This window comes from Pseudomonas sp. LBUM1651, assembly GCF_059716135.1.
This window is the reverse complement of sequence record NZ_CP166805.1, coordinates 2,742,520-2,768,752: the sequence shown is the minus strand read 5'-3', so window position 1 is coordinate 2,768,752 and position 26,233 is coordinate 2,742,520. Positions and strand designations below refer to the sequence as shown.

Below are 26,233 nucleotides of genomic sequence, written 5' to 3'. Positions count from 1 at the left end.
GCGCCTTTACCGGCAATTTACCTTCGGCTTACGTAACAGGAGATTTATCTAAGACACTGAAGCACAAATGAAAACGGCCTGGACAGGGCCAGGCCGTTAACAATTGTAAAGGTATGCTTATTTCAGAACGGCAAGGGCCGCTTCGTAGTTTGGCTCTTGACCGATTTCGCTGACCAGTTCGCTGTGCAGCACGTTGTCATTTTCGTCCAGGACCACGACGGCACGGGCAGTCAGGCCTTTGAGTGGGCCGTCGGCAATGGCCACACCGTAGTTCTCGATGAACTCGGTACCGCGCAGGGTCGACAGGTTTTGCACGTTTTCCAGGCCTTCGGCACCGCAGAAACGGGCTTGGGCGAACGGCAGGTCAGCGGAGATGCACAGCACCACGGTGTTGGCGACGTCATTGGCCTGGGCGTTGAACTTGCGCACGGAAGTTGCGCAGGTCGGGGTGTCGACACTTGGGAAGATGTTCAGCACTTTGCGCTTGCCGGCGAAGTTCGCCAGGGTCACGTCTGACAGATTGCCGGCAACCAGGGAAAAGGCTGGCGCCTTGGAACCGGCTTGTGGCAGTTGGCCGTTGACTTGAACCGGGTTGCCTTTAAGAGTGACTTGAGCCATGAACGGAGTCCTTCTGAACGTTGGTGTGGAGAATTTTGAAGAGGCCGAAGTTAACCACGAAATGGTCCGACGACCTATGGGCGGATACAAATTGTGAAGTGTCATCCCCAAACTCGGTACAACACCGATCCGTTGTAGGAGCATGGCTTGCCCGCGAAGAACGATAACGCGGTCAGACAGGCACACCGCAGCGTTCCGTTCGCGAGCAAGCTTTGCTCCTACAGAATCTGCGTTAGCTCAGCAACCTCAACATATTGCGATGCCGCGCCTCGAAAATCCGTCGCATGTACCCGTTGACCATCAACCATTCCAGAGGCGCACCGCCAATCGCCGAATACGTCACACGGTCTGTGTACAGCGTACCGCCCTCTCCCGCCTCCACCCGATGTTCATGACGAAAGGCAGCCATTGGCCCCTTGAGCATTTCATCGATGAAATGCCGGTCGCCGACTTCACGGATCACCACCGTCCAGTTTGCCGGAATGACGTTGAACATCCAGTGCCGAAAACGGAACTGGCGACCGGCTTCGATACGCAGGTTAGTCAGGTCGATATCACCCAGCGGCGTGATGCGTTCGGGGAAGATCTTCGGGAAATTCACACCCTCCAGGCAGAAGTCGAGGACTTGTTCGGGCGTGCAGTCGGGGATAAGCGTGGTGAGTTCCAGGGTCGGCATGAGGGCGCATTCCGTTGGTCGATGGATGGGCAGGCCAGCAATACTGATAACGAAATGCGGGTCGAAAATTTCACTGACGTTATTTGAAACGTTGTCAATTTGGCTAATCACCAATCGACCATACAGTGAATCATTCAAATCCAGAGGACACACCGCCATGCGATTCATGATCATTGTCAAAGCCAGCCCGGACTCTGAAGCCGGCGTGATGCCCAGCGAAGAGCTGCTGACAGCCATGGGCAATTACAACGAGGAATTGGTCAAGGCCGGTATCATGCTGGCGGGCGAAGGTTTGCACCCGAGTAGCAAGGGCGCCCGCGTACGTTTTTCGGGCGACAGACGCACAGTGATTGACGGCCCGTTTGCCGAAACCAAAGAACTGATCGCCGGCTACTGGCTGTGGCAGGTGAAGTCGAAAGAGGAAGCGATTGAGTGGGTCAAACGCTGCCCCAACCCGATGCCGGGCACAGAGGCGGAAATCGAGATTCGCCAGGTGTTCGAGGCCGAGGATTTCGGTGCCGAGTTCACGCCCGAGCTGCGGGAGCAGGAGGAGCGACAGCGTGAGCAGATGAACAAGCGCTGAGTGCGTACTTCGGTTTTCGGGGGCCTGGCGCCCCGAAAACCGTCAATACACTTCTGCGAAACGAGAGCGACCAGAACAAAACCCAGGGCTCAAATTTCGATGGTTTTTACTGAATGAGGCTCGCCACGCACATAGGTCTCAACTGAAACCAGCCCGTTCACCTGCCTCGCATCAAACGTCACTGAGCTGGCACCCAGGTTATTGGTGACGCCAGTCAAAAGCACGCCATCTCGCCAACTCCACTGGATAGCCATGCCAGGTACACGACGGAGCATAGGATCCAGGGACAAAGTCGACAGCGTTATTTGATTGCCAACGGTCCCCTTGCCAATCGTCCCCAGAAAAAACTTGGGATTGTGATTTCCCAACTCCAACAGCAGTTCAAGGCTGATGTCGGGATCGTCCTCCAGATACACGCTCATCGAAAATTTGCCGTCTCTGGTGTTCCCGCAAATCAACTTCCAATCAGTGCCTTCCACTTTCAGCGCTTGAGGGGTGCCGGGTATTGGTTCGAGAGTCACGTCCAGTTCTGTGGGCGGTATTTCCCAGTCCACGACCGCATTGAGGTTGATGGATGGACTACCGGGCGCCGGTTGTATTCGGACTGTGTAAGGGGTCCCTCGCACTGGATAAGCGGCACTACCAGGGTTATATACGGTACCGTTGAAGTGGACCTTCACCTCATCCCGCAGGTCAAGTGACATGACCCGGCACGGGAGTGGCCATGGCGGGAGTACTTCCCTGCTGAAAAACACCAGATTGATATCACCACTCTTGCCATCGCTCGGGGTGAGCTTCCAATTGAACCGGCCACCGACGGGGTCCACCCAGTGTTGAAAAGCAGGAGAGGCCCCGATGTTCAGGCCTCCATCTTCAGCCAGGCCCAGGCAGAGCTGCTTCGCGATGGACGGTGGAGCTTCCACGCTCACTTCGTTTTCCTGGCCGCGGCGCAGGACGATGGCGCCGTTCCATCGCACCTCCTTGCCATTGATGATCAGTCGGGCCTGTTCCCAAGGGCTTTCAACAGTGGATAGGGCTTTGAATTCAGCAGTCATGGCCTGGTCTCGATAATCGACGGGGGGTTGAAATTCGCCTCTGCAACTATCAGCAAAAAGTGCCCCGCCTGGAACTGTCACAAATGACAGATCGTTAAGGCGAATCCGCACTAGAAGGGGTGCTTTTTATTCAAATTCACACGATTGGCGGGTTATCGTTTCAGCGGTACTCGACACCAACGAATTCATCCCTTCGACTGGATAAGCCGACGGCAACTGCTAACGTCATCAGACGTGTCCTACAGGCTTGATAGGAAAGAGATTACTCAGTAACGGCCGCCAAGTGCCGAGTAGACCAATGAGCCACCAAGGAACCGGGGAATCATGTCGACGAATCCAGGAGCGAGCGCCCTTTTGTTGGCGGCTTCAATAACGTCTGCCGTTTGTGCCCACGCAGACAACGCCGACACGGCGAACAAAAGTAACAACCCGTTAAATCTCGCGCCGGGGATGAACCTGCAGGACTACTACACCCCGAAATACTACGACTCGAACATCCACACCAACGATCTGCTGGTGCGCGGCACGTTGCCGATTGCGCCCAATGACTTCATCGGCGTCCCGCAATTGCTGCGCGCCACCGCGCCGATCAGCACACGCCCCGACCCACACGGGGGTTACAGCACCGGTGAAGGTGATCTGAACCTGTTCGATATCTTCCTGCTCAAGACCGAGGGCGTGCAGTTGGGCATCGGCCCGCAGATCACCGCGCCGTATGCCGATAAGGACGAGCTCGGCACCGGCAAATGGCAAGCGGGGCTGGCGGCCATTGCGATCGATTCATCGCCCCGTGGCTTGCTCGGCGCGCTGGTGCAATACCAGAGTTCCTTCGCTGGCGACAGCGACCGCCCGCATGTCGAATCAGCCACCCTGCAACCGTTTGTCATTCACAACCTGGATAGAGGTTGGTACCTGCGCTCAACCGCAACCTGGACCTTCGACCTGAAGAATGATAACCATTACATCCCGCTTGGTCTGGGTGCCGGCAAGGTCTGGAAATCAGGGGACAATATCCTCAATGTATTCATCGAGCCGCAGTGGACCGTCGAACACAAGGGTGAGGGCTTGCCGCAATTCACGCTGTTCGCCGGCCTCAACGTCACCTTCGGTAAATAAGGATTTCGCCATGCACATTGCACTTCGCGCAGCCGGTTTCAGCCTGATGTCCATGTTCGTCAGTTGTGGGGTTGGCGCCCAGGACGTCAGCGTCAACCAATCCAGCTTTATCACTATGCGGGAAGAAGCTCGAGGTATTACCAGTGAGGCCTGTTGCACCCGGGCGGTGAACCAGCAAAGTGCGAAGTTCAGGACAGTCGTGAGGTGATACGTGGGGATGATGGGCGTCGGTATTGCCGGCGGTTTATCGGGAGTGATTTGGCGACTGAACGACCGTCTTCGCGAGCAGGCTCGCTCTCACATTTGATCTCCAGTGAACACTAAAATGCATGTTCGACTCAGTTTCTTTGTGGGAGCGAGACCGGCTTGCCGGCGATGGGGCCATCAGCCCCAATGCATCATTGAGATTTGAGCTTCAGATACGACTGATGCAAATCCGAAGCCCAGCCATCGATCACGCCTTTCACGTCATCGGCCTTCATCACCTGAGCCTCGTTTTCCAGCGGTTTGCCAGTGCCCTTGCGCACCACCTGGGCAAGCACTTTATTGTTGCCGCCATCCAGGAACACTGCTTCGGTGGCCAGGTCGGTATCCTGATCACGAATACCGCTGGCGGTACTCACCGCCGCCGCCACCAGGGCAATCGGAATCACTTCATAAGGTTTCAGGCCTTGGGTCTTGCTGCTGACAGCAGTGATCGCCGCGCGCACCACCATCACACCCGGGCCAGGGCCTGCAGCCAGAGGCAGGGATTTACCTATCTCGCGTTTGAGCGCCTGATCGTAGTAACTGGTGATCCCGTTCAACGTGGCCTGAGGGATTTTCACGGTCGGCTGAGGCTTGGGATACAGCTGGGTCGGTTCGACATACACGCTTTTGTATTTGTTGATGTCGAGCTTCGGATCGATCCAGCGCATCACCACCGCCCCTGAGGGGGATTTGGCTTCCTTGAGCTGGCTGTAATCCTTGAGAAACCCCGAATACTGGTCCGGCTCGACCTTGGAACTGGTGCAACCCACCGAGCCGATCGAGGCAATGCACAGTGTGCTCATCATTAACGCAAGCTTCATGCTGTAACTCCTGTAAGGCGGTCGACATCAGTTTGGGAAACAGGTGTTACAGGTATAGCCAATGCCGCACTTTTTGTTCTGATAAATCTCAATATTCATTCGTTAGTGCACAATACGAGGCCGTGTCGGCAGTGGCTTCGACACGGCTTCCAATATCAATCACCAGGACGAACCACTCTTCGCCGCCAACTCCCGCCGACTATTGGCCCGCATCGCCTTGATCAACGACACCGTGCCCACCAGCAAAATCGCGGCGCCGAACAGGAAGTCGATGTTGTGCAGCTGAAAGTCATTCAACGGCCCCACCAACAGCACCCGTATCGCGCCGATACTCACCAGCGTCGCCAGAAAGTCGATGCCCGGCTCGTCGCGATAGAACACGTGCATCAGCGGCAGGCAGATCACCAGCAACAACAGCAGCACGATCACTTTGAACGAGTCTTTGCGCTCGACGCTGAAGGCGCATTCATTGGCCGCGTAAGGTTTGTAATCCTCTTCGCGGACCAGTGAATTCTTCTCGTTGATGTACTCGACGCGGTTGTACTTCTGAATCGGCGTGAAGGTGTTGGACATCTCCATGCGTGTGGTGATGCGCTTGAACTTCAGGTCAATCCGTTCATTGCCCTTGAGGATGTACAGCACGGGTTTGTAGCCATAGCGATAGCTATCGAACGGAAACGCTTGCGACCTGCCCTGGACGCCGATGGGCCGGGCTTCAAGCTCGGCGTAGGCGCTCTTGTCGAGTGAGGAGAGATTGCGGCTCAGCGGCTTGACCCTGACCTGCTCCAGGAAAATCGGCGTGACGCCGTATGACCACTGCAACGGTTCCAAGCGCAGGCGCATTTCGTTGCGGCCCAGGTCATAACGATCGAAGGTACGCTCGGACACGATGACCGCCCCCGAGAGCATGAATTCGCCGCGCACATTGTTGGTGATGCGCAGTGTCAGCCAATCCTTGCCCAGGGCCGCCGCGTCGCTGGCCGGTGGCGTTCCGCACCAGGCAGAACTGTCGGATGACTCCCCAAGTTGCCCGTTGCGGTTTTCCTGAAACAAATAAAAGTAACTGCCCCACAGGGCCGCCATCAGCACCAGTGCGATCAGCCCCAGAATTTTCTTGCCCGCGCTCAAACCAGACTCCTTTCTTTACTGACTTCCTTGTGAGGCGCGGACTCTATCAAAACGGGAACACTGCCCCAAGCAAAAACACCAGAGCGATGAGATCACCTGTGGCGAGGGAGCTTGCTCCCGCTCGGCTGCGTAGCAGTCGCCGGCAGTATGTCTGGATGAATGCATAGGGCCGCTGCGCGCCCCAGCGGGAGCAAGCTCCCTCGCCACAGAAACTCACTTGCTTCATGTCGTGCGGCGATGTTCAGCGGCGTCGAAACAACGGTCGCGGCTCGATCACCGAACGTCCATACAACACGCTCATGCCCGCCAACCCCTTGAGCGCATCTTCGGCGGACTTGTCTTCGCGGACGGCAAAGCTGTCGAAACCGCATTGGCGCATGTGGCTGAGTTGATCGCGCAGCACATCGCCGACCGCGCGCAATTCGCCGGTCCAGCCCAGTCGGGTGCGCAACAGGTACGCCTGGCTATAGGCGCGTCCGTCCCGGAAACTCGGGAAATCCAGGGCAATCAGCGGCAGTTGCGCAAACCACGGCTTGAGGCACTCCACCTCATCGTCCGGGCCCAACCAAACCCCGTGCTGTTGCGGGTCTTCCAGCCAACAGGCCAGTGGCACAATCAGCGGACCTGTGGGCGATCCGACCTCGATATCCCTGATCAACGTCCACGGATCGTCAGCAACAATCCGCGCCTCACCCGCCTCCAGCCGCAGCAGATTGTTCATGCCGATACCTCCAGCACCTTCGGATAAACCGCTTCCTTGAACGGCTCCAGACCGATGCGCTGCAAGGTGTCGACGAACAGTTCTTCGCTCTCGCGGTAACGCACGAACGTGGCGATGATCCGCTCGATGACGTCGGGCACTTCGGCGGCGCTGAAGGACGGACCAATGACTTTGCCCAACGCGCTGTTCTTGCCCTGGGCGCCGCCGAGGGTGATCTGGTACCACTCGCTGCCGTTCTTGTCGACGCCGAGAATGCCGATGTTGCCAATGTGGTGATGGCCGCAGGCGTTCATGCAACCGGAAATGTTGAGGCTGATGTCACCCAGGTCATGCAGGTAGTCCAGGTCTTCGAAACGCGCCTGGATGCCCTGCGCAATCGGGATCGACTTGGCGTTGGCCAGGGCGCAGAAGTCGCCGCCGGGGCAGGCGATGATGTCAGTCAGCAATCCGACATTGGCGCTGCCGAGGCCATGCTCGCAAGCCAGGCGCCAAAGTGCGAACAGATCTGCCTTTTGCACGTCCGGCAGGACGATGTTCTGCTCATGGGCGATGCGGATTTCGCCAAAACCGAACTGTTCGGACCACCCGGCCACGGCGTCCATTTGCTCGCCGGTGACATCGCCCGGCGGTGCAGCGATGCCCGGCTTGGTCGACAGCACCACACTGGCGTAGCCCGGCACCTTGTGCGGTTGGACGTTGCGCGACACCCAGCGGGCGAAGGTCGGGTTCTCGGCCAGGCGTGTGCCGAACTCCAGATCGGTGTTGGACAACGAACAGTAATCCGGTGGCACGAAGGCACTGGCGACACGCTCGTATTCAACGCCGGTCAACTGTGCCGGGCCATCCTTCAAGTGCTGCCACTCCTCCTCCACTTCCCTGGCAAAGGCTTCGATACCGAGCGCCTTGACCAGAATCTTGATCCGCGCCTTGTACTTGTTGTCGCGCCGGCCGTGGCGGTTATAGACCCGCAGCACTGCCTCGACGTAGGACAGCAAGTGCTGCCACGGCAAGCCTTCGCGAATCTGCAAACCAAGGATGGGCGTGCGTCCCAAACCACCGCCAACGATGACTCGCAGGACCATTTGTCCGTCGGTGCCGGGGTAAAGATAGAGGCCGATGTCATGCATCATGATTGCCGCGCGGTCCTGCTCGGCCGAGCAGATGGCGATCTTGAACTTGCGCGGCAGGAACAGGAATTCCGGGTTGATGGTCGACCACTGGCGCAGGATTTCCGCCAGGGGGCGCGGGTCGATCAGTTCGTCCGCGGCCACCCCGGCGAAGGCTTCGGTGGTGATATTGCGCACACAGTTGCCGGAGGTCTGGATGGCATGCATTTCCACCTCGGCCAGGCGCTCGAGAATCTCCGGCACCTGGGCCAGTTCAATCCAGTTGAACTGCATGTTCTGCCGGGTGGTGAAGTGTCCGTAACCGCGATCGTAATCCCGGGCAATGCTCGCCAGCGTGCGCATCTGCCGGGCGCTGAGCGTGCCGTAGGGTATCGCCACGCGCAGCATGTACGCGTGCTTTTGCATGTACAGGCCGTTCTGCAAGCGCAACGGCAGGAACTCCTCTTCGCTCAACTCGCCTGCCGTGAAGCGTTCGACCTGATCGCGAAACTGCGCAACCCGCTCGAAAACCAGCGCCCGGTCATAGTCGTCGTACTGATACATGTGGCTACCTCATCAGGATTGATCGGGCTCTGCGGCTCGTTCTCGATGAGGCGACTATGAGGGGCGCCGGGAAAACATTACAGATTCAGGCGGTGGAGAAAAAACCATATCAGACGAGCTGGACGACCCGGTTGCATAAACAACCGGGCATCACAGCAGGAGCGCCGGATTCGATCAAGGCCGTACGGCACCTATTGAATCAGGGGGGCGTAATGTCGTTTGAAAAGCCAGTCATACGGGGTCCCATTTTTGTTTTCCCCGCAATCCCAACTGATCGACCACGTCATCAAGCCCTTGATGGCATTGCCTTCGGCTGCCAGTTGATCGAGAGCACCTCGCACGAAACCTGGATCGACTACAAAACCGTTGTCTGCTGCATCGATATTACTAGGCAAGCCGATAACGAATTTATCGGCCGGGATTTTAACGAAGCCATACGTCCCTGTTACCAGCGCGGTGGTCAGGTAATAAAGGAACGCTTGTTTGCGCACGCCATCGTTCTGCGCCAGCCATGAAGGGTTGAGCGCCGGAACAGAAAGCCCGTCACCCGCCTGGTTGTAATACTGCGGGGAAATCCAATCAAAATAGCCCGCCAAGGCGGTGAGATAGGGTACGTACTTGCCCCCGGTTCTCAGATACGGAAACTCCGGCGCCATGCTGATGATGAAGTGTTTGCCTTCCTTCGCGTAGTGCTCCCTGACGAGCTTCAGCGCGGAGGGAATTACCTTGTTGTTATCGGCAAAGTCGATAGCGCTCTGCTCCAGATCGATGTCCAGCCCATCAAAACCATAGACTTCCACCAATCGGATAATTTCAGTGGCAAGAGCCTGTTCCTGACCATTGCGCAGCTCAATATGTGCATCGGCGCCACCCAGTGAAATCAACACGGCGCGACCTTGTTTATTCAGTACTCCGACCTGTTGCCGAAACTCCGCATCGGTTTTGTTGTAAGGCTTGAATGTCGGGATACCGGCCCCTTTCATGAACGCGACTGCCACCACGTTGTATTCGACGGGGATGTCCTTGAGCTCCACTTCGCCGGACAGCCCTCCTTGATACTCTCCCCTGTGCGGTCCCCAGTTATGCAAAAAACCCATCAGGATTTTTTTGCCGCGAATATCGGGCATTTCGGACGCATCATCGGCAGGCGCCTTGGGGCCTGTATATGTAAAAGTGGTCATTGGTTCACCCTTGAGCTCAGAACATCCTTATGAAAGTGCCCCGTATGGTCGCCATGACCGGAAGGGCTGACTTGCTTTGAACGCAACCACTGGAACGCACTTCTGCCCAATACGTCAGCGGGTTTATTAAACCTCCGGATTCAATCCGCCGATACTGTCAACTCTGACAGGTGCAGCGCCTTCATCTGATCCGTATTAATTGCGCCTTCCTGAATCTGTTTTGTTTTCGATGAGGTTTTTACAGTTCACGGCATGCCAGTCCGGGTGGCCTGGCAAGACTTTGCAACCGTGGAAGCCTTGACCATGAGCACAGCTACAAACGGACAGGCCTATAACTACAAGGTCGTCCGCCAATTCATCGTGGCGACCATTGTCTGGGGCGTCGTGGGGATGGCGATGGGGGTCTGGATCGCCTCGCAACTGGTGTGGCCCGAGATGAACCTCGATCTGCCGTGGACTACGTTCGGCCGGTTGCGTCCGCTGCACACCAGCCTGGTGATTTTCGGCTTTGCCGGCAGCGCGCAATTCGCTGCGAGTTACTACGCGGTGCAGCGTACCTGCCAGGTGCGGCTGTACTCGGACACCCTCGCCGCCTTCACTTTCTGGGGCTGGCAATCGGTGATCGTGGTGATGCTGATCACCCTGCCGCTGGGCTATACCACCACCAAGGAATACGCCGAGATCGAGTTCTCCGGCGCGGTGTGGATGACCGTGGTCTGGGTGGCCTACGCCATCGTGTTTTTCACCACCGTGGTGCAACGCAAGACTAAACACATCTACGTCGGCAACTGGTTCTTTGGCGCGTTCATCGTGGTCATCGCGATGCTGCACGTGGTCAATCACCTGTCGATCCCGGTGGACTGGTTCAAGTCCTATCCGGTGTATTCCGGGGCCACCGACGCCATGGTGCAGTGGTGGTATGGGCACAACGCGGTCGGCTTCTTCCTGACCACCGGGTTTCTGGGAATGATGTATTACTTCGTGCCGAAACAGGTCGGGCGACCGGTGTATTCCTATCGCTTGTCCATCGTGCACTTCTGGGCGCTGATCACCCTGTACATCTGGGCCGGTCCGCACCACTTGCACTACACCGCGCTGCCGGACTGGGCGCAGTCGCTCGGCATGGCGATGTCACTGATCCTGCTGGCGCCGAGCTGGGGCGGGATGATCAACGGCATGATGACCCTGTCGGGCGCCTGGCATAAGCTGCGCACCGACCCGATCCTGCGTTTTCTGGTGCTGTCGCTGGCCTTCTATGGCATGTCGACCTTCGAAGGCCCGATGATGGCGATCAAGACCGTCAACGCCCTCTCCCACTACACCGACTGGACCATCGGCCACGTGCACGCCGGCGCCCTCGGCTGGGTGGCGATGATCACCTTCGGTGCGGTCTACCACATGATTCCGAAAGTCTTTGGCCGTGAGCAGATGTACAGCACGCCGCTGATCAACCTGCATTTCTGGTTGGCGACCATCGGCACCGTGTTGTACATCGCTTCGATGTGGGTCAACGGCATCACTCAGGGTTTGATGTGGCGCGCGATCAACGACGACGGCACGCTGACCTACTCCTTCGTCGAAGCGTTGCAGGCCAGCCATCCGGGATTTGTGGTGCGTTTTGCCGGCGGCGTGTTCTTCCTCAGCGGCATGCTGCTGATGGCGTACAACGCCTGGTGCACCGTACGGGTTTCCGACGTGGCGATGGCTGAACGTGAAGCGCAGATTGCCTGAGGCGAGGAACTTGAGATGATTGAGATGCTACTGAATGGCTTGGGCGTGGCAGGGTTTTGGCTGGCGGTCGAGTACTGCCTGAAGCAGCAGACGGTGCAGAGTCTGGAGGAGGCGAGTCTGATGCCGTTTGCCGATGACCCTGAGGTGGCGCGCCGGGTGGAGTTGGCGACGCGGAAAGTGGTGAAAGCGGTGGCGCCGGAAGTCGAGAAACCAGGCTGGGTAAACCTGGAGGTTTAATGCAGTCCTGTGTGGGAGCGAGCCTTTGTGGCGAGGGAGCTTGCTCCCGTTCGGCTGCGAAGCAGTCGCAAAGCTTTTGGGGCTGCTTCGCGACCCAGCGGGAGCAAGCTCCCTCGCCACAGGGGATCGAGTCTGGCCAGGGCTTTAGCCGCGATCGCGGGGAATCAGGCTCTGCAGTTGCTGCGCCAGAAAATTCGCATCGAAGGCAAAGGTGTCCGGGTCCTTCAAACCATTGGTCTTGCGCCATTGCCAGCTACTCGACGGTGGCAGGCATACCAGCGAAATGCTGCCATACCGCGCGGCGGTCAGGCCCATCACGGCCAGGGAAATCTGCCCGCCCGCGCCCATCACATCCGGTACGAACTCCACCGGTTTGCCGGCGATCACGATGCCGAGCTTCTCGGTCTTGAACGTCGACGTCTCGACCGGAACGCTCGGGCCTGAGGCCACGTAGGCCTCACGGCTCACTTCCAGCAGGTTCGGCGCCTGGACCGGTTCCAGCCATTGCTGGATCTGATCGAACAGCTCGCCAATGCGCGTCGCCCACACGGCGGACTGCGACTCGAACAGTTGTTTTTTGTGCGCTTCGCTGTCTGCGTAGTGGCGAAGCATCTCACCCAGTTGCTGTACGTCGTCCATTGCGGTGTTCCTTTGGTTGAAGCAGTGCTGCGGACTTTGAGCATGGCAGATGCGCGCGTCGGCCGTACAAGTCAATTGCACAGGCGGTCACATCACGGGACACTCGCGGCTCAGGGGTAGCCATCAACAGGAGCACACCATGCGCACCATCGGCCTGATCGGCGGCATGAGCTGGGAGTCCAGCGCCGAGTATTACCGCCTCATCAACCAAAAGGTACGCGACCGGCTCGGGCCGTTGCGTTCCGCGAAATTGCTGATGTACAGCGTCGACTTCGGGCCTGTCGAACAGGCTCAGCATGCCGGGCGCTGGGACAATGCGGCATTGATCCTGGTGGACGCGGCGCGGCGCCTTGAAGCGGGTGGCGCCGATTGCGTGGTGTTGTGCACCAACACCATGCACAAGGTCGCCGGGCAGATTCAGGCGGCGATCAGTATTCCGTTCCTGCACATCGCCGACCCGGCCGGTCAGGCGGCTGTCGAGGCGGGTGCGTTGAAGGTCGGATTGCTGGGTACAGCGTTCACCATGGAACAGGACTTCCTCAAGGAACGCCTGACGTCGATGGGGCTGAGCGTGCTGGTGCCGGAGGCCGAGGAGCGTCAGGCCGTGCACCGGATCATTTACGACGAGCTGTGCGTCGGGGTGATCAGCGAAGCGTCGCGCCGGATTTATCAGCAGGTCATTGAATCCCTGAGCCAACGCGGCGCCCAGGCCATCATCCTTGGCTGCACGGAAATCGGCCTGCTGATCAAACCCGAACACAGCGCCCTGCCCCTGCTCGACACCACCGAACTGCATGCGCAGGCGGCGGTGGCGTTCGCATTGGCGCAGTGATCAACCGGCCTTGGGCGTGCGACGCAGACGCGCCATGCTCAAGGTGTCCACCAGCCTTCCGTCACGCACGGCGTAGTCACGAAACAGGCCTTCGGTTTCAAAGCCGAACTTGCGGTACAGGCCGATGGCCGCTTCGTTGTCGGCGTACACCGAAAGCTCGACCCGTTGCAGGTTCATCCAGTTGTCGGCGATGTCCAGCGCAGTGGCCAGCAGCTTCGAGCCAACGCCCTTGCCCTGCCACGCCTGCAAGACGCCCATGCCGAAGCTGCCCGCGTGACTGCGACGGATCCGCGAAAACTGCTCCAGGCCAATGCTGCCGATCACCAGGCCCTGATGCAGCGCCACCAGCTTGATTTCGCGTTCGTTGTCCGACGCAAGGCGTTTGCGCCAGAGCTCGATGGACTGAAACGGCATTTGCAGGACCTGCCGGGTAACGGCCGGCTCGTTGTAGAGCGCGGTGATGCCTTCGAGGTGGGATTCGTTGAAGCGTTCGAGGGTGATGACAGCGTCAGTGACGGGCATGGGTGATTCATCCTTGAGACAGACATGGCCGTTCACTCTACAACGCATACTTCAAACATGGCGAGAAACTACTGTAGGAGCGAGCTTGCTCGCAATGGTGGGTCAATCACATCAATGTCGCCTGATGCACCATCGCGAGCAAGCTCGCTCCTACAGTTGATATTGTTCAGCCTTCAAACCACTCTCGTCGCTCTTCGAAGGTGTTCTGGATCAGCTCGACGATCATCTGCACCTGCGCCTCCTCCTGCGACTGCGCATTAACCGCCACCCACACCTCACGCTGCATCGGCTGGCCGAACAGCCCCGGCAACGCAATGAGACCGCGGTCAAAGCGGCTGATGTAGCCGGGCAGCAAACCGATGCAGGCGCTGCAGCGAATCATCTCCAGCAGCAGCTCATAGGAGTGCATCTGCACCACACCGGCCAGGCGCTGGTCCACCAGCGCGTTCCACGGCACGAAGCTCTCGACCTGACGGTGAGACTGCCATTGCACCAACAGGAAATCGGCGAGGTCATCGAGGCTGTCCGGGCGCGACGCCGTCCGTGAGTATCGCTTGGCGATGTGCGGCTGGTAGTCAAGCCGCGCCAGGCGCCGGGGCTCACTGACCGCAAAGCTCGGGCCCGGCAGGGGCGATTCGGTGCCGCCCAGCCACACCACCACATCGGCGCTGACTGCTTGCAGTGCCAGTTCGCTGTCGAGGGTGATGATGTCCAGGCGTACGCTGGCGTTGCGGCGCAACAAGGCCACCAGGTCGCGACCGAGAATGTCGTGCAGGATCGATTCAGCCACTGCCAGGCGCACCAACGGTTGCTCGATCACCGGCATATCGCGCTCATGAGCCAACGCAATCAACTGCGCCTGAAGCTGCAAGCCTTCACGGCTGAGGGTGATGCCATTGTCGCAATGGCTGAACAGCGCACATTGCAGTTGCGTTTCGAGCTGCGCCAGTTGCTTGCGCAGCAAGGTTGCCTTGATGTTGAGACTGCGGGCCGCCTGCATGAAACAGCCGCAGCGAGCACTGACCATGAACGCCTGAGCCAGTTGCGGATCAATCGCCGTGGCTTGCGCACGCCAGGACGGCGTGGTTGCTACCGGCGAACGGTATTCGGCGGGGATTTGGCGCCCTGTGGTTTCCATGAATGACATCGATGACTCCCTGTCGATATGTCCTTTGAAAACCTAATCCTGCGCACCGATGATGAACCTGGTGTGACAACCGCTTCATGCGCTGGGTGTTTGTCGAAAACTCACGGCCAGGCGATTCCAGCTGTTGATGGTGGTGACGGCGATGGTCAGGTCGACCATCTCGCTTTCACTGAACTGCTCCCGGGCCTGAGCGTAGACGTCGTCGGGCACATGGCTTTGCGAGACAAGGTGACCGCCTCGGTCCAGGCCAGCGCCGCGCGTTCCCGTGAGTTGAAGAAGCCACTGTCGCGCCAGACGACGATTGGATACATGCGCCGGTCGGTCTCGCCGAGGCGCCGCGCATCCACCGAATGCATGTCGGTGCAGAAGGCGCAGCCATTGAGCTGCGAGGCGCGGATCTTGATCAGGTGCAGCAGCGCCGGCTCGATGCTCAGGTTGCTGGTCAGCGCCTCCATGGCAATCATCGCTTTCATCGCTTTGGGCGACGCGCTGCAGTAATCCAGACGGGAAGTCATGGCGTGCCTCGTGGATCGATAGATGCTTTTAACGTTAGGCGCTGATGCGCAAGCGTTACAGATCCAATTCAGCGAAATTCCGGTGGACCACCCGGCATCAGGCCAATCCGCGGTATTTCATCCACGTAACTTCTGCGCAGCGGTGCTTGCGGGTAATCTGACGCGACGCACACGCGTCTCAACCGCCCCAAGGAGCGCCGTCGGTATGGAACTTCATGTTGTCATCAACGGCCGCAAGGACCTGGCAGGCCAGTTGTACAACCAACTGCGCAGCGCCATCGAATCCGGCCGTCTGGCAGCCGGGACGCAGCTGCCGCCCAGTCGATTGCTGGCCGAACAGCTGGGCATCTCGCGCAAGACCATTTCCGACACCTACGCGCAATTGACGTATGAAAACTTCCTCACCGGCGTGATCGGCAAAGGCACCTACGTCAATGCCCGGACCGCAAAAGCGCTGCCCAAGCAAAGCCATTCGCAGTTGGCGAGCGCCGAGGTCATCGAGTCGTGGCGCAACATGCCGGTGTTTTTGCGTCATCCAACGCTGGAAAGCTCGCTGCGCTATGACTTCATCGGTGGCGCCACCAGCAAGGCTCAGTTCCCGCAGGACGATTGGCGGCGCTGCAACTCTCACGCCTTGCGCCAGATGGCCGGTTCAAAGGGTTTCTACAGCCTGCCCGAAGGTCTTCCGGCGCTGCGTAACGCGATCGCCCGGCATATCGCATTTTCCCGTGGCGTGAACTGTCAGGACGAAGACGTGGTGGTATGCAACGGCGCACAACAGGCGCTGGACCTGATCTCGCGCGTGATGACCCGCCCCGGCAGCATCGTCGCCATGGAAGACCCCGGCTACCCGCCCGCGCGCCTGCTGTTCGGCAGCCACGGCGCCACGTTGATCGGCGTGCCGGTCGACGCCGAAGGCATTCAGGTCGACAAAATCCCCCTCGGTACGCAGCTGATTTATGTCACGCCGTCGCATCAGTTTCCGTTGGGCATGCCGATGAGCCAGGCGCGGCGAGTGGCGTTGCTGGAGCGGGCCTACGAGTTGGGCGCGATCATCATCGAGGACGATTACGACAGCGAATTCCGCTATGAAGGCCGGCCCACCGACTCCCTGCAAAGCATGGATGAGCGCGGGATCGTCGCCTACGTCGGGACCTTTTCGAAAACCTTGCTGCCGGAGTTGCGCCTCGGTTACGCGATTTTGCCGCCAGCGATTCTCGAAGCGGTGATCCAGGCCAAGCAACTCACCGACCGGCATACCTCCACCCTGCCCCAGTGGGCGCTGGCCAAGTTCATCGCCGAAGGCTGCCTGCTCAAGCACATTCGGCGTTGCCATACGATCTACGCCGGGCGTCATGAGCGAATCCTGACGCGTGTTGCGGGCGACCTGTCCCCTTGGTTCGAAGCCATCCAAAGCACCGCCGGGTTTCACATGGTGCTTATGTGCAAAGTGCCTATCGATATGCCGTTGGTGATCGAACTGGCGAAAAAGGTCGAAGTGGGACTGTATTCCATCGAGGACTTCTACTATCAACAAGCGCCACAGGCCGGGCTTCTCATGGGCTTTGGCGCCATTGAAACCCTCGACATCGACACCGCCCTGGACCGACTGCGGGACATTTTGCAGCAGGTCGCCTGACGGATTGGTCTGGGTTTTTATCCGGCGATTGGCTATTGGCGGTCCCAACGTGCGGGCCTATCCTGCATAAGCGTTATCCCTCAATGAGCAGGATTCGTCCGGCCTGATTCAGGAGTGTGAGCAATGTCCAACGAAGTGATCAATACCGTAAAGGTGCAGGCCGCCGCCGGCCGCTCGGACGAGCTGGGTAGGCAACTGCAAAAGATTGTCGAAACCCTGCGTGAACAACCGGGCTGCGAATCCTATATGGTCGACCGCTGCCCCGAGGACAGCAACCGCTGGAACGTCAGCGCCCGCTGGCAATCGGAAACGGCCATGCAGATGCATTTCAACTGCCCTGAAGTCCAAGGCTTCATCGGCCTGATCGACAGCCGACTGGCCAACGCCGTCGACTTCAACAGCTTTCCTATCGTCTAGAAAGTTTGGTCCCGGCTTACGGTCACTCCTTCAGGGCAATGGGTACCCCTGCAAGAGCGGTCGCAAGTCGGGATCTTCACGTACCAAAGCCCCCGATTGGTCCCCTGGCCTTCTCGTAAATTGGCTGTTTGATTGCCGTCACTGGCGGACTAACGTTGTCCCTGACAACTAGCCACCGCAGGTGATGAATCATGAGAGCTTTGCGTTTACTTGCTGCCCCGCTTGCCGTCTTCGCCCTGACCGTTTCTGCCTCGGTATTCGCCCACGACCCCTCGGAAAAAGTCACGATCCTGCAGGACGAAGTACTCAAGAACGTCCCGGGCAAAAAAGCGCTGATGATCGAAGTCGATTACAAACCCGGCCAGTCCTCCATCGCCCACAAACACGAAGGCACGGCCATGGCGTACGTGCTTTCGGGATCGATCGTTTCTCAAGTGAAAGGCGAGCAACCGAAAACCTACAACGCCCGCGAGTATTGGTATGAACCGGCCGGGTCGGAACATTTGGTCTCGAAAAATGCCAGTGCGACCAAGCCGGCCAAACTCCTGGTATTCATGGTGTTGTCCCCCGACGAAAAAGTGTTGATCCCATTGGAAAACTGATGGCTGAACGTACAGCCATAAATAAACAGGCCCGACTCTCAAGTTCGGGCCTGTTTATTTCCCTGCGCAATTAAACACAACGATTTAAACCAAACAAAAACTATTGGCCGCCTGATAAGTGCGGTTATTGGCTATTTCATTCAGTGCCGACAGGTTTAGTCTGAAAACACCGCCGACTCGCTCGGCAACTAACATTTGACGACTCAAGTTGTTTCACTGGAGAAACACCCATGAAACTTGCACTTGTCAGTACCTTGACGATCGCCGCTGTTTTAACCGGATGTTCAATTCCCACTGCGCCTACCGCTGTTTCTTCACTCGACGGTATCTTCACCGCACCCGTCGGCCGTAGCAGCGCCAACCGTGTCGCCAGCGGCAGTCATGTATCGCTGGGCATCGTTTACAGTCGCAACACCCAGACCAACCGCGCCTATCTTCAGGATTACCAGGCCAATGCCGGCACCGGTTTCGGCCAGAGTCTGCTGGTGCAACCGATTCATGATGCCTACGTTGCCACCTCCAGGCCCGACATGGGGGTGGATTGGGTCAAGGCATCCTTGCAACGTCAGTTCGGTTCGGTAACGGTGTACCCGGACATGCAAAGCCTCCGGGCCGCGAAACCGGACATGATCGCCATTGTCGACACCCGCAGCCAATTGATCACCTCGCGCAGTTCGGACGTCGAGGCTGATGTGGGTGTGGATTTTTATGATGCCAACTTCAACTATATCGGCACTGCACTGGGGCATGACGCCAAAGCACTGAGTCCGTTATGGGCGGACTACAAACGCAGTGAAGAGATCGTGGCGGATATTAATGAACAGCAGAATGTGCAAGTTCGGGCGCTGCAGAAGTTTGACCAGTCGCTCAGTAATTTATTGACTGGGCCGACAGATAAAGTATCGATGCTCGATAACAAATTCACTCAGAAGTTGTATTGATATCGCTGGCCCCTTCGCGAGCAAGCCTTGCTCCTACAAGTTTTATGTCGTTTTGGGGTATGTGTACGACACAAACCTGTAGGAGCAAGGCTTGCCCGCGATGAGGCCCGACCAGGCACCAAAAAAAACCTCAGGCAAAAAAAAAGCCCCGCATCTCTCAATGCGGGGCTTTTTCATTCAGCGGCTTATCAGGCCGCCGGCTCCAGCTCGACACTGGTGGTGGCAGGCGCAGGCACTACCGCCTGCCCGCTCAACGCCAGATCCAACAGTTCACGGTTGGCCACCGCGTACATGGCGTAATCCGTACCGCTCGCGGCACGGATTTCCACCAGCATGGCGCGCCAGCGTTCGATCATGCCTTCGTGCTCTTCCATCCACAGCGCCAAGCGTGTTTCCACGTCCTGAGTGCCGTCACCCTGTTGCAGGACGGAGATGGTGATCGCACGTTGCTGCCAGTCGACGTCATCGCGGAACGCTTCACGGGCCAGGGCTTGCCAGTTGTTTTCAACCGGCAGTGCGCTGATCTGTTGCAGGTACCAGGTGATGTCCAGCGCACTGCCCACGGCGAAGTAGGCCTTGGCCACATCCGCAGGGTTCTGGCCGGTCACGTCGGAGGCCTCGATGATCGGCAGCAGGGTGTACAGGTGCGAGGTGCCAGCCACCATGCGTGCGAGCAACTCCGGCACACCGGCTTCGACGTACGCCTCATAGCGGGCCTGCCAGTTCTCGTGGATCTCGCCACTCAGCAGTTCGTCGAGCTTGAGACCCAACTCCTTCAGATGCGGACCGAAGTGCGCGACGTCACGGGCAGCGTTCTGCTCGTTGCGACGGGCACGCAGGAACCAGCGCGTAGCGCGACGGCCCAGACGCATCAGCTCGTCCATCAGCTCCAGTTGTACGTCGGCCGAAACCTGGTAATCCAGGGCTTCGATCTGACGGAACCAGTGCGGGAGATGGAAGATGTCACGCACGATCACGTAAGCACCGGCCACGTTCGCCGGGCTCATGCCGGTCGACTCTTTGAGTCGTTGAACGAAGGTGATGCCCATGTGGTTGACCAGATCGTTGGCGATCTGGGTGCTGACGATCTCGCGCTTCAGACGGTGACGGCGCATGGCATCGGAGAACTTGCTCACCAGGCTCGGCGGGAAAGCGGTTTCCATGTCGCGTGTCAGGTAGTCGTCGTCCGGCACCAGGGAGTTGAGCAGCGCTTCCTTGAGGTCGATCTTGCTGTAGGAGATCAGCACCGACAGCTCGGCACGGGTCAGGCCATGGCCTTCCGCGAGACGCTCGTTGATCGCTTCTTCCGACGGCAGGAACTCGATGGCGCGATCCAGCTTGCCGCGGCCTTCCAGATCGTTCATCAGACGCTTGTATTCGGCAATCCGCACGAAAGCACGGCGTGCCGCCAGGGACAGGGCCTGAGTCTGCTTGTAGTTGTTGCCCAGCACCAGGTTGCCGACTTCGTCGGTCATGCTCGCCAGCAACTGGTTACGTTGCTTGTCGGTCATGTCACCGGCCTGAACCACTTCGTTCAGCAGGATCTTGATGTTCACTTCGTGGTCGGAGCAGTCCACGCCACCGGCGTTGTCGATGAAGTCGGTGTTGGAACCGCCGCCATTGAGGCCGAATTCGACACGACCCAGTTGGGTCATACCGAGGTTACCGCCCTCGCCCACGACTTTGCAGCGCAGTTCGTTGCCGTTCACACGCAATGCATCGTTGGCCTTGTCGCCGACATCGGCGTGGCTTTCGCTGCTGGCCTTGACGTAGGTGCCGATACCGCCGTTCCACAACAGGTCTACCGGTGCCTTGAGCAAGGCATTCAGCAGTTCGGTCGGGGTCAGCTTGTCCGCTTGAATGTCGAAGCGCTCTTTCATCTGCGGGGAAATCGCGATGCTTTTCGCGCTACGGGAGAAGATCCCGCCGCCTTCGGACATGATGCTGGTGTCGTAATCCGACCAGGCCGAACGCGGCAGGTCGAACAGGCGCTGACGCTCGGCGAAGCTGTTGGCCGGCTCCGGGTTCGGGTCGATAAAGATGTGCAGGTGGTTGAACGCAGCGACCAGTTGCAGTTTGTCGGACATCAACAAGCCGTTACCGAACACGTCACCGGCCATGTCGCCGACGCCCACTACGGTGATGCTGTCTTCCTGAACATTGATGCCGCGCTCGCGGAAGTGACGTTGTACGCCAACCCACGCGCCTTTGGCGGTAATGCCCATTTTCTTGTGGTCGTAACCGGCAGAACCGCCGGAAGCGAACGCGTCACCCAGCCAGAAGCCGTAGTCGATGGCGATGCCGTTGGCGATGTCGGAGAAGGTCGCAGTGCCCTTGTCCGCAGCCACCACCAGGTACGGGTCATCGTCGTCATGACGCACGACGTTGGCTGGCGGAACCAGCGCGCCGTCCTTCAGGTTGTCGGTGATGTCCAACAGGCCCGAGATGAAGATGCGGTAGCAGGCGATGCCCTCGGCCGCGATCTCGTCACGGTTGCCGCCCAGTGGCAGGCGACGCGGCAGGAAGCCGCCCTTCGCGCCCACCGGCACGATGACCGAGTTCTTCACTTGCTGGGCTTTTACCAGGCCCAGGACTTCGGTACGGAAGTCTTCTTCACGGTCAGACCAGCGCAGACCGCCACGAGCGACGTTGCCGAAGCGCAGGTGCACGCCTTCGACGCGAGGCGAGTAAACGAAGATTTCGAACTTCGGTACCGGCTTCGGCAGCTCTGGAATCTGGTGCGGGTTGAACTTGAAGCTGAAGTAGGACTTGTTCTGACCGTGTGCATCGGTCTGGTAGAAGTTGGTCCGCAGGGTCGCCTTGATCAGGTCCAGGTAGCGACGCAGGATACGGTCTTCGTTCAACACCTGAACGTCGTCCAGTGCGCTCAGAATCGCGTGTTCCAGGCGTTGCTGCTTGTCTTCCAGATCGTCAGTGCCAAGCTTGCGAGCCAGGTAGAAACGGGTCTTGAACAACCGGGTCAACTCGCGAGCGATGTCGGTGTGGTTGTTCAGGGTGCTGGCGATGTAGCCCAGGTCGAAGCCCAGACGGATCTGTTTCATGTAACGGGCGTAGGCACGCAGCAACGCCACGTCGCGCCACGGCAGGCCGGCGGTCAGCACCAGACGGTTGAACGCATCGTTCTCGGCATCGCCACGCACGATGTGGACGAAGGCGTCCTGCAAGGTGTCGTTGAGTTGCTGGATGTCGAGCTCCAGGCCTTCGGCGGCGGTGAACGCGAAATCGTGAATCCAGAACTCGCGGCCATTGTTGTGACGCAGGCGATACGGGAACTCGCCCAGCACGCGCAGGCCGAGGTTTTCCAGGATCGGCAACACGTCGGACAGCGCCAGCGGGGTATCGGCGTGATAGAGCTTGCAGTGCAGCTCGCGCTTACCGGAAACCTGACCCAGTGGCTGATAGAAGCTCATCACCAGCGGATTGGTTTCTTTCAGGCTGAGCAGGTGCTGCATGTCGACCACAGCCGAGTGCGCGGCGAAACGCTCGCGGTAACCGGCCGGGAAGCCTTTCGGGAAGTCGGCCAGCACGTTGGTGCCGTGGGCTTCGCCGAACGTTTCGACGGTCAGGGCCGAGTAGTCGTCCTGCCAGCTGCGGCAAGCCTGGATCACTTCGTTTTCCAGCTGCTGCGGGTCGATGTCCAGACGGTTTTTCGGATCGACACGTAGAATCAGTTGCACGCGGGCCAGTACGGATTCGGAGAAGAACGTCCAGAACTCGCAGTCCGAGGCTTTCAGGCGATCCATCAGAACTTGCTGGATCTTCTGGCGCACTTCGGTGGAGTAGATGTCGCGCGGTACGTAGGCCAGGCAGTAGCAGAAACGACCGTACGGGTCTTTGCGCAGGAACACGCGAATCTTGTTGCGTTCCTGGATCTGCACGATCGACATCACGGTGCTGAACAGCTCGTCTACCGGAGTCTGGAACAGATCGTCGCGCGGCAGCACTTCGACCACCTGCGCCAGTTCCTTGCCCAAGTGAGCCTTGGCCTGGAAGCCGGAACGGCGTTCGATCTCTTCGACTTTGCGACGGATGTACGGGATGACCCGCACGCTCTCGCCATACACCGACGAGGTGTACAGGCCCATGAAACGGCATTCCTTGATGACCTTGCCGTCGGCGTCGATCTCGCGGATCGACACGTAATCCGGGTAAGCCGGACGGTGCACGCGGCTTGGGTGCGCAGCCTTGGCAAACGACAGCAGGGTCGGTTCGCGCAGGTAGTTCACGGCGTAGTCTTCGATGCGCAGGTCATCGTAGGTCAGGCCGGTGCGCAGCAGTTTGGTCAGGCCGAGGAAGGAATCCTGGTCGTAAACGATGTGGCCGCCGTCGGCTTCATCGCGCACCACGAATTCTTCATAGCCCAGGAACGTGAAGTGGTTACCCACCAGCCATTCCAGGAAGCTTTTGATTTCAGCTTTTTCTTGGGGATCGACAGCGAACTGGCTGTTGTCCAGGCCGGTCAGGATTTCCTGGACCTTGGCTTTCATCGGTTCGAAATCGGCGACCGCGACGCGGACTTCACCGAGAACCTGCTCCAGCTCTCTGCTCAGGACATTGAGTTCGGCCGTGTTCGCGCAACGGTCGATTTCCAGGTACATCAGGGATTCTTGCAGGATCCCTTCGCCCTGGGTGCCTTTGGGCAGGATTTCCAGCAATTCGCCCTTGCTGCCGCGACGCACGCTCAGCACCGTGGTTTGCAAGGTATGAATGCTGTAGCCGCGACGGTTCAGCTCGGTACGCACCGAATCCACCAGGAATGGCAGGTCGTGGTGCAGCACTTCGACCGCGGTGTGGGTCGACTGCCAGCCGTGGCGTTCGTAATCAGGGTTGTAGACGCGAACCTGTGGTTGCGCGTGATCGAAGCGCTCAAGCAGGCGCCACGCAGAAAGGGTACAGCCAGCGAGGTCGGACAGCCGACGCTGGGTCAGCTCGTCAAGGGAAATGATGCCGAAGAATTGTTCAGCGAACAGCGCCACTTGTGGCAGTGCCTGTTCACTGATGTGCTGCGCCAGTGCCGCTTGCAGTTGGTGCTGGAAGTCGGCTTTGCTGGCTGCGGTGAAGAACGCCATCTGTGGTACTCCGCTTGGGCTTGTTATTGATGGAAGCGTCGCGTGCAAAACCCCTTTCGGGGCGATCCGTCACCCGGCTCCTGATTCTCGGGCAGAGGAAACAGGGCGACAGGTGGGTGAAGCTGGACGAGACACTCAGGTCACATTCACCTTCCATGAATGGGCATCTGCAAAAACGACTGGCGAACCTAAAGCGCAATGTCTTTACAGGTGCTCATCCGTTGCGCAGCTTAACGAGAGCGGCAAGGCCCGTGCTTGCAGCGCTGCGACATATTCGGTCATCGGCACGCAGCTCAAGGCCTGTGCATCGAACAACACTAGCAGCCGTGTAGGAAATTGGGTGTTTTATGCCCGGATTTACGGCACATCCGTGCCAGAAATGACCAGCAGCGCCCCGAATGTTCACGACACATTCTCTGACACTCAGCCGAGCAGAAATTCCCGAGGGCTGGCAGAATCGCCTTTTGTTGTGTTCACAACGCTCGCCGAGCCAGGATTTTCCCATGCAAATGACCACCTCCCTGTTGATCGTCAACCCGTGTGACGAGGAAGAAGACAACATGGCCATGCTCTGCTGCCACAGCGAACAGGGCGACATGTTCCTGATGAGCCGCTATCCCGACGAGGACGAGCTGGAGATAACCCTTGATGGCGAGCCTTCGACGCTGGACGGCGTAAAAGTGACGCTGAGCCCTACCCGTTTGCTGATCGAAATTGCGGCGGCGGATGCGGATGCGCTGAATGGGGATGATTCGCTGGAGATCATTCACAGCACGGATGCGAGTGATTTGGCGGAGGTTGAAGAGACGTTGCAGAACATTCTCAAGGGGACTGGTACCTACATTAGTCAGCTCTGATTTTCGGTGCCTGTACCGGCCTCATCGCGAGCAGGCTCGCTCCCACAGGTGACCGAGTCGTTTGATTGAAATGCGATCAATGTGGGAGCGAGCCTGCTCGCGATAAGGCCCGAAAGATCACCGCCCTGTCTCTGCCCTTCAAATTTAAAACACTTTCGCCAATCAATTCCCGCACTTTGCACAAAATGCCGTTAGTCGCCGCCCCCCACGATGGATTAAAGTAACGCCCCCAGCCCTGGCGTTATTCGAACGTCTTCGGTCACCCTTTCCAGGAACAGTCATCGATGGAACATCGTGAAGCGCTGCTCGCGCTGCGAACCTTTCTTTCAACGCAGATTCTCGGCCAGGAAAAACTCATCGAGCGCTTGCTCATCGCCTTGCTTGCCGATGGCCACATGCTGGTCGAGGGCGCGCCAGGGCTGGCCAAGACCAAAGCCATCAAAGAACTCGCCGAAGGCATCGAAGCCCAGTTCCATCGCATTCAGTTCACCCCCGACCTGTTGCCTGCCGACATCACCGGCACGGAAATCTATCGCCCGGAAACCGGCAGTTTCGTATTCCAGCAAGGCCCGATCTTCCACAACCTGGTGTTGGCGGACGAAATCAACCGTGCCCCGGCCAAGGTTCAGTCGGCGCTGCTCGAAGCCATGGGCGAGCGTCAGGTCAGTGTCGGGCGCAGCACCTACGAGCTGTCACCGCTGTTCCTGGTGATGGCCACGCAAAACCCGATCGAGCAGGAAGGCACCTATCCGCTGCCTGAAGCCCAGCTCGATCGCTTCCTGATGCACGTGAAAATCGGTTTCCCGGACGCGACCGTTGAACGCCGCATCCTGCAACAGGCCCGCGGTGAAGCCCTGAACGGCGAAACCAAACCGGAACGCCGGGTCAGCCAGCAGGCCATTTTCGCCGCACGCAAGGAAATCCTCGGTCTGTACATGGCCGACGCCGTGGAGGAATACCTGGTGCAACTGGTCATGGCCACGCGCACCCCGGCCAAGTTCGACCCGGAGATGGCCGAGTGGATCGCCTACGGCGCCAGCCCGCGCGGCTCGATTGCCCTCGATCGCTGCGCCCGGGCTCACGCCTGGCTGGCCGGTCGCGACTTCGTCAGCCCGGAAGACATTCAGGCCGTGCTGTTCGACGTGTTGCGCCACCGCATCATTCTTTCCTTTGAAGCCGAAGCCGCTGGCATCGACCAGGACCGGGTGGTCCAGCGGATTCTCGACGTTGTAGCCGTCGCTTGACC

At 58.7% G+C, this 26,233-nt stretch carries 23 protein-coding genes and 1 pseudogene; 11 read left to right on the top strand and 13 right to left on the bottom strand.

Translation table 11 applies throughout. The features are described 5' to 3' along the window. Positions 1-117: 117 nt before the first annotated feature. Together tpx and ACA066_RS12950 are read right to left on the bottom strand one after the other, a co-directional pair. Positions 118-618 carry a thiol peroxidase gene (tpx, locus tag ACA066_RS12955; RefSeq protein ID WP_403019055.1) on the bottom strand — a complete coding sequence of 167 codons (501 nt, stop codon included), beginning with the start codon at positions 616-618 and terminating at the stop codon, positions 118-120. A gap of 232 nt (positions 619-850) precedes the next feature. Further along, on the bottom strand, positions 851-1,294 hold the full coding sequence (locus ACA066_RS12950) for an SRPBCC family protein (RefSeq protein ID WP_497699535.1): 444 nt from the start codon (positions 1,292-1,294) through the stop codon (positions 851-853). A gap of 157 nt (positions 1,295-1,451) precedes the next feature. Between ACA066_RS12950 and ACA066_RS12945 the strand changes: the two genes are divergently transcribed. Further along, the gene (locus ACA066_RS12945) at positions 1,452-1,877 is read left to right on the top strand and encodes a YciI family protein (protein WP_497699534.1); all 426 of its coding nucleotides are present in this window, start codon (positions 1,452-1,454) and stop codon (positions 1,875-1,877) included. 89 nt (positions 1,878-1,966) lie between these two features. Here the strand turns inward: ACA066_RS12945 and ACA066_RS12940 are convergent, their stop codons facing one another. Next, positions 1,967-2,932, bottom strand: a complete 966-nt coding sequence (locus tag ACA066_RS12940) for a hypothetical protein (protein WP_497699533.1) — start codon at positions 2,930-2,932, stop codon at positions 1,967-1,969. Between the two features lie 324 nt (positions 2,933-3,256). Between ACA066_RS12940 and ACA066_RS12935 the strand changes: the two genes are divergently transcribed. Next, positions 3,257-4,048 carry a hypothetical protein gene (locus ACA066_RS12935; RefSeq protein WP_497699532.1) on the top strand — a complete coding sequence of 264 codons (792 nt, stop codon included), beginning with the start codon at positions 3,257-3,259 and terminating at the stop codon, positions 4,046-4,048. 398 nt (positions 4,049-4,446) lie between these two features. Here ACA066_RS12935 and ACA066_RS12930 read toward each other — a convergent pair whose 3' ends face one another. The 5 genes from ACA066_RS12930 to ACA066_RS12910 all read right to left on the bottom strand — a co-directional run bounded on the left by ACA066_RS12930 (position 4,447) and on the right by ACA066_RS12910 (position 9,818). After that, entirely contained in the window at positions 4,447-5,118 is a 672-nt protein-coding gene (locus ACA066_RS12930) for a DUF3313 domain-containing protein (protein WP_497699531.1), read from the bottom strand. A 159-nt stretch (positions 5,119-5,277) separates the two neighbouring features. After that, positions 5,278-6,246, bottom strand: a complete 969-nt coding sequence (locus ACA066_RS12925; RefSeq protein ID WP_497699530.1) for a hypothetical protein — start codon at positions 6,244-6,246, stop codon at positions 5,278-5,280. Between the two features lie 241 nt (positions 6,247-6,487). Further along, positions 6,488-6,967 (bottom strand): DUF934 domain-containing protein, encoded by a 480-nt coding sequence (locus tag ACA066_RS12920; protein ID WP_497699529.1) that lies wholly within the window; start codon positions 6,965-6,967, stop codon positions 6,488-6,490. Continuing rightward, positions 6,964-8,637 (bottom strand): nitrite reductase NirA, encoded by a 1,674-nt coding sequence (nirA, locus tag ACA066_RS12915; protein WP_497699528.1) that lies wholly within the window; start codon positions 8,635-8,637, stop codon positions 6,964-6,966. The genes ACA066_RS12920 and nirA overlap by 4 nt, the downstream gene beginning before the upstream one ends. A gap of 191 nt (positions 8,638-8,828) precedes the next feature. Further along, complete coding sequence (locus ACA066_RS12910) at positions 8,829-9,818, bottom strand: glycosyl hydrolase family 18 protein (protein WP_497699527.1); 990 nt, start codon at positions 9,816-9,818, stop codon at positions 8,829-8,831. Positions 9,819-10,121: 303 nt separating this feature from the next. Here ACA066_RS12910 and ccoN point away from each other — a divergent pair, with 303 nt between their 5' ends. Next, on the top strand, positions 10,122-11,549 hold the full coding sequence (ccoN, locus tag ACA066_RS12905; protein ID WP_497699526.1) for a cytochrome-c oxidase, cbb3-type subunit I: 1,428 nt from the start codon (positions 10,122-10,124) through the stop codon (positions 11,547-11,549). 15 nt (positions 11,550-11,564) lie between these two features. Next, positions 11,565-11,786 (top strand): cbb3-type cytochrome c oxidase subunit 3, encoded by a 222-nt coding sequence (locus ACA066_RS12900; RefSeq protein ID WP_497699525.1) that lies wholly within the window; start codon positions 11,565-11,567, stop codon positions 11,784-11,786. Positions 11,787-11,930: 144 nt separating this feature from the next. Here ACA066_RS12900 and ACA066_RS12895 read toward each other — a convergent pair whose 3' ends face one another. Continuing rightward, positions 11,931-12,425, bottom strand: coding sequence for a hypothetical protein (locus tag ACA066_RS12895; protein ID WP_497699524.1), 495 nt, complete (start codon positions 12,423-12,425; stop codon positions 11,931-11,933). 139 nt (positions 12,426-12,564) lie between these two features. Between ACA066_RS12895 and ACA066_RS12890 the strand changes: the two genes are divergently transcribed. Further along, entirely contained in the window at positions 12,565-13,257 is a 693-nt protein-coding gene (locus ACA066_RS12890; RefSeq protein ID WP_497699523.1) for an aspartate/glutamate racemase family protein, read from the top strand. Here the strand turns inward: ACA066_RS12890 and ACA066_RS12885 are convergent, their stop codons facing one another. The 3 genes and pseudogenes from ACA066_RS12885 to ACA066_RS12875 all read right to left on the bottom strand — a co-directional run bounded on the left by ACA066_RS12885 (position 13,258) and on the right by ACA066_RS12875 (position 15,441). Further along, a complete protein-coding gene (locus ACA066_RS12885; protein ID WP_497699522.1) occupies positions 13,258-13,779 on the bottom strand; it encodes a GNAT family N-acetyltransferase in 522 nt (173 codons plus the stop codon). A 166-nt stretch (positions 13,780-13,945) separates the two neighbouring features. After that, positions 13,946-14,926: a LysR substrate-binding domain-containing protein gene (locus tag ACA066_RS12880; RefSeq protein ID WP_497699521.1), complete on the bottom strand. Its 981-nt coding sequence runs from the start codon at positions 14,924-14,926 to the stop codon at positions 13,946-13,948. A gap of 75 nt (positions 14,927-15,001) precedes the next feature. Continuing rightward, a pseudogene (locus ACA066_RS12875) lies at positions 15,002-15,441 on the bottom strand (carboxymuconolactone decarboxylase family protein). Positions 15,442-15,646: 205 nt separating this feature from the next. Here ACA066_RS12875 and pdxR point away from each other — a divergent pair. From pdxR to ACA066_RS12855, 4 genes are all read left to right on the top strand, one after another. Further along, on the top strand, positions 15,647-17,080 hold the full coding sequence (gene pdxR, locus ACA066_RS12870; protein WP_497699520.1) for a MocR-like pyridoxine biosynthesis transcription factor PdxR: 1,434 nt from the start codon (positions 15,647-15,649) through the stop codon (positions 17,078-17,080). Positions 17,081-17,203: 123 nt separating this feature from the next. Continuing rightward, positions 17,204-17,497 carry a putative quinol monooxygenase gene (locus ACA066_RS12865; RefSeq protein ID WP_497699519.1) on the top strand — a complete coding sequence of 98 codons (294 nt, stop codon included), beginning with the start codon at positions 17,204-17,206 and terminating at the stop codon, positions 17,495-17,497. A gap of 191 nt (positions 17,498-17,688) precedes the next feature. Then, positions 17,689-18,099, top strand: coding sequence for a cupin domain-containing protein (locus tag ACA066_RS12860; protein ID WP_497699518.1), 411 nt, complete (start codon positions 17,689-17,691; stop codon positions 18,097-18,099). Positions 18,100-18,329: 230 nt separating this feature from the next. Beyond that, positions 18,330-19,040 carry an ATPase gene (locus ACA066_RS12855; protein WP_497699517.1) on the top strand — a complete coding sequence of 237 codons (711 nt, stop codon included), beginning with the start codon at positions 18,330-18,332 and terminating at the stop codon, positions 19,038-19,040. Positions 19,041-19,228: 188 nt separating this feature from the next. Here ACA066_RS12855 and ACA066_RS12850 read toward each other — a convergent pair whose 3' ends face one another. Continuing rightward, positions 19,229-24,130 (bottom strand): NAD-glutamate dehydrogenase, encoded by a 4,902-nt coding sequence (locus tag ACA066_RS12850; RefSeq protein ID WP_497699516.1) that lies wholly within the window; start codon positions 24,128-24,130, stop codon positions 19,229-19,231. 503 nt (positions 24,131-24,633) lie between these two features. Between ACA066_RS12850 and ACA066_RS12845 the strand changes: the two genes are divergently transcribed. Then, positions 24,634-24,987 (top strand): hypothetical protein, encoded by a 354-nt coding sequence (locus ACA066_RS12845; RefSeq protein WP_497699515.1) that lies wholly within the window; start codon positions 24,634-24,636, stop codon positions 24,985-24,987. Positions 24,988-25,271: 284 nt separating this feature from the next. After that, on the top strand, positions 25,272-26,231 hold the full coding sequence (locus tag ACA066_RS12840; protein WP_008030123.1) for an AAA family ATPase: 960 nt from the start codon (positions 25,272-25,274) through the stop codon (positions 26,229-26,231). Positions 26,232-26,233 lie beyond the last annotated feature (2 nt).